Here is a 3524-nt window from a genome sequence, read left to right on the forward strand (position 1 = left end):
CAGGCCACTTCGTCGGTCTGGCAAGTGGGACTGCAGGAGCCCAGTACAACAGCGACGCGCTCTACCGCGACGCCGTCCCGAACCATCCTGAGTTGTCGACAATGAACAACACGCTGAACATGGGTGAAAACGATATCGCCAACGCTAATACCATCTCGGGTGTACGCGGGCGCTTTACCAACAATATCGCCACAAACAGCCTCGATCCGAATTCGGGGTACCCAAGTGGCTGGGCGGGCGGCGCGCACGTCAACGATCTCTACGCCCATGGCTGGATCGGAGCGGGACCAATGAATGGGCCAGCAGCAGCCTGGATGAATGCAAACGGTGACGCAGGCTTCAATCACTCTGTCTCCGTGGGCTGGACGCTTAGCGCCAATCAGATTGTTCTTCCTCAGGGCAACTCCCTGCAGATCGGCAACCAGTACCTCTATGGCGATGGAAACAATATCGCCATGCGAACAGGCGGAACGTTCTATCTTCAGCACTATGACGGGTCTGCCGCGGATGAAAACGTGTCGACTCTGTCGGCCGAAAAGCTCGTGCATCTGAACGGTACTGCGGCACCTGGCGAGGGATGCAACTCGGGAGGACTGACTGCGCAGAACGACGGGAGCGGCCGCTTGCTGAACTGCGTCAATGGAACATGGCAGTCCGTAACCCGCGCGCCCTTTGGGTACTATGTCCCTCCGACAACAAACGGCAGGAACAATTACAACGTCGCTAATCCCTATACTGGCGGTTTCTCTTGCCAGGCAGGAACGCAGGACATGCAGTCAGCCGTTCTTTGGTACGGGGACTACGGCTTCTCTGCTCTTCATCTGTGCATTGCACCACAATGAGCGGCGCAAACATCCTAGATCGGGCCCGGAAGGGTCGATCCGGTATCAAGCCGGGAACCTACGACTTGACCCCTGAGTTTCTCATCTCGCTGCGCACGACTTTGCAGCGCCGTCGGCACCGCCGCTCTTCTAAAATGCCAGGCTACGGCACCCGGGAGATCAACGGACAACGCGTCAGGCATACCGTCGCACTCGGAACCCACTGCCTTCCGGCCACCATCCTTCAGCAGGCGGAACTTCGCCAGTTTGCCCTTCCCTTCGACTGGATCCATGCCACTCCGGGAATGATCCGTCACTGTCTCGAAAACGACTTTGCGGACTTCCTGCCTGAACGGGGAGAGCGTCATCATCCAACGTTTCATGACCGGTTTGGCTTAAAGGAGATCTTTCTACACAAGGACCCGCAGTCGGAAGGTGACCGGACGTATTATCAGCGCTGCATCGAGCGCTTTCGCCTGTTGATGAAATCGAGAGATGCCAAGCTCTTCGTGATGATCTCGCGACCATCCAATCCCATCGGGTGGCATTTTCCCGAGCTTGTTGACCTCCTGGATCATATGACCAGCAACGCCGAGCTTCTGGCAATCCAGCTGCAACCGCAACGGGCTAACGGCGAGAGCGTCGGCATGGAACTGTCGCAGGAACGGAACGGCTCCCGTCTCTATGACTATCGACCGGTCTCCGACGAGAGCGCTCTTGGCTACTTTCCCGACATCATGGACGAACTCATGATCTTGAGACTCATCTATCAGTACCACCTGGATCCGGTCACGTTGCCATGACGGCCCTTCCACCGTGCACTGCCCTCGCCGCTCAGGCCTATAACGTTCCGGTCGCCGCTATTGAGCGCGTTGCAGATCAGTCGTCATCACCGGGTATCGGTCCCATGAAGATCGATCCCAGGTGGCTGCCCATCCTTCAGCGTATGGGCTTTGATCCTGAACAGGTTCGCACGAACGCTTGCATGAATATCGCTGCCGGAGCCTGGATCCTCGCATGGGCTAACGCAAGCCGGTCACAGACGCCTCCGCCACAAAGCGAGCGACCCGTCTCCCGACCCATGACGGGCTTCATGGGCCCGCTAGGAGCATGCATCTCTCATGCCGCAAAACAGTACCACCTGCCTGAACTTCTCTACCGGGCTATTCTCCTGACAGAAGGTGGCCGTGTTGGCCACATCAGCCGGAACCTGAACGGCAGTTACGACATGGGACCTGCCCAGGTGAACTCGATGCACCTTGCGGAACTAGCCAATATGGGCATCTCGAAAGACCAGATCATCAACGATGGTTGCCTGAACATTCATATCGGTGCGTGGATCCTTGCGGGCGCACTTGGCGGCCGGACGCCTGATAACGCGGCAGAGTTCTGGAGACGGGTCGGCAATTACAACTCGAGTACGCCTAAGTACAACGTCGCCTATCAACGGAAGGTCTGGAAAAACGTCCAGATCGCTGCGCACTCACAAACGTCTCCGCCATCATAGGCGGCATGTGGCAAATTCCTCTCTGCCGACCCTTCGGCCTTACCCTTCTGCTGCTGTCAGGACTCTGTGCCTGCAGCGAACAGACCCAGCCGCCTGTGCATCCCTACGATCAGGACATGAATCATATTCTGTCCGCACTCGACCAGATTGGTGCCGTCCGTTTTCCTCTGGTACGGGCAGGCTCCGTTCTTCCGGCCGAGATGAACCGACCTGTCAGATGGCAGTGGCAGGGCCCGCTCGATGAGGGCGTCCGACTGATCGCCACACAGGTCGGCTATCAGACCGATATCCCGCCATGCGCCGCACCGCCGATCATAGACGTGGATCAGAAGACGACCACGCTCGGTCGCGTGCTGGACGAGATGGCGGCCGCATCGTCGGGGCATGCCGACATCTGGGTTGATATCCCTCATCACACCATAAGGATTTCCTGGAATGCGTAAGCCTCGGCGCTCCGCCTGTCGGGCAGCCCTCCTTGCGGCATCACTCTGTGCGGTCAACGTCTCTGCCCACGCCGAGCCCCCTCAGGATCTTCCTGTCCCGGAGATACCCGACGGCAACCCGGAAGCAGGCGATGCGATCGACACGCCTGTCACCGGTGCAGCCGAAGCCCCGGACATCCCCGACGTGGACAGGCCCTCGTCGCTCGAAGCGATGATGGCCGTGCGTCCCGGCTACTCTCCCAAACAGGAAAGCGGCAATGGACGCGACAGTGCGGTCCGCAGTGCGGCGTGGGCCTATGGCGCTCAGGGTGGACGGGCGGCAGAGTCTTACGCGATCAATGAACTCCTGCGTCGATATTCCCATGTTCTGGACCAAAAGGAGGATTTCCGCACTCTGGTGCTTCCCGCCGGCAACGGTCAGACCCTTATCCGGCCGCCCGTGGTCACAGAGGCGCAAATGGCGGTCGCTCTCGATCCAAGTGGCCAGACTGCCCGGGAAACAGGCACGATTTATCAGATTACGCGCCGCGCGCAGCTTGTAACGGCCGTGCCGCAATGGCGCACATGGCTTGTCCGCACTGTCTCCCCCCCTTCTCCGCCAGCCGACGCGGTCCGGCCACGCACGCCGCATGAAGTTGAGGTCTGGAGATCCGGGGTTGCTTATGGCTGGGCAGCCGGACAACGGCAGGCGGTCGAGATCTTTCTCGATGACCTGTCGCGCATGGAACGCGATGTCATGGGCATGGGACGTTA

Annotated in this window: 4 protein-coding genes and 1 pseudogene; all 5 read left to right on the forward strand. The window is 59.3% G+C overall.

The genetic code is table 11. From position 1 onward, the window contains the following. Window positions 1–842, forward strand: a pseudogene (locus tag R5H23_RS16425) (shufflon system plasmid conjugative transfer pilus tip adhesin PilV); the annotation flags it as partial. A 65-nt stretch (window positions 843–907) separates the two neighbouring features. After that, window positions 908–1624, forward strand: coding sequence for a DUF1796 family putative cysteine peptidase (locus R5H23_RS16430; RefSeq protein WP_317216085.1), 717 nt, complete (start codon window positions 908–910; stop codon window positions 1622–1624). Then, window positions 1621–2328, forward strand: coding sequence for a transglycosylase SLT domain-containing protein (locus R5H23_RS16435; protein WP_317216086.1), 708 nt, complete (start codon window positions 1621–1623; stop codon window positions 2326–2328). The genes R5H23_RS16430 and R5H23_RS16435 overlap by 4 nt, the downstream gene beginning before the upstream one ends. A gap of 5 nt (window positions 2329–2333) precedes the next feature. Continuing rightward, window positions 2334–2771 (forward strand): DotD/TraH family lipoprotein, encoded by a 438-nt coding sequence (locus R5H23_RS16440; RefSeq protein WP_317216087.1) that lies wholly within the window; start codon window positions 2334–2336, stop codon window positions 2769–2771. Further along, window positions 2764–3524 (forward strand): type IV secretory system conjugative DNA transfer family protein (locus R5H23_RS16445; RefSeq protein WP_317216088.1); only part of this gene is annotated, 761 nt, incomplete at its 3' end. The genes R5H23_RS16440 and R5H23_RS16445, both read left to right, overlap by 8 nt.

The sequence above is a fragment of the Gluconobacter sp. GP1 genome (genome assembly GCF_032913585.1).
GTDB lineage: Bacteria > Pseudomonadota > Alphaproteobacteria > Acetobacterales > Acetobacteraceae > Gluconobacter > Gluconobacter cerinus.

Excerpts from the sequence above, each read along its gene's own strand:
- R5H23_RS16435 (WP_317216086.1), top strand. The coding sequence starts at position 1,621 with ATGACGGCCCTTCCACCGTGCACTGCCCTCGCCGCTCAGGCCTATAAC.
- R5H23_RS16440 (WP_317216087.1), top strand. The coding sequence starts at position 2,334 with ATGTGGCAAATTCCTCTCTGCCGACCCTTCGGCCTTACCCTTCTGCTG.